Annotated in this window: 1 protein-coding gene; it reads right to left on the reverse strand. The window is 66.1% G+C overall.

The window, feature by feature from the left end; translation table 11 throughout:
* Positions 1-301 (reverse strand): recombinase family protein (locus tag DRV85_RS18835; protein ID WP_147238902.1); only part of this gene is annotated, 301 nt, incomplete at both ends.

Genomic DNA, 301 nt, shown 5'->3' on the forward strand with positions numbered 1-301 from the left:
CACCTCGACCAGCTTGGCGAAATCGGCCAGCGAGCGGCTGAGGCGGTCGATCTTGTAGACGACCACCACGTCGACCAGCCCGTCCTCGATGTCCTCCAGCAGACGCTTCAGGCCCGGGCGTTCCAGCGTCCCGCCCGAGATGCCGCCGTCGTCATACTGATCGCGGACGAGCACCCAGCCTTCCGATCGCTGGCTGGCGATGAAGGCCTCGCAGGCCTCGCGCTGGGCGTGGAGCGAGTTGAACTCCTGCTCCAGCCCTTCCTCGGAGGACTTGCGCGTATAGATCGCGCACCGCTGTTTC

Source organism: Rhodosalinus halophilus (assembly GCF_003298775.1).
In the GTDB taxonomy this organism is placed as follows: Bacteria; Pseudomonadota; Alphaproteobacteria; order Rhodobacterales; family Rhodobacteraceae; genus Rhodosalinus; species Rhodosalinus halophilus.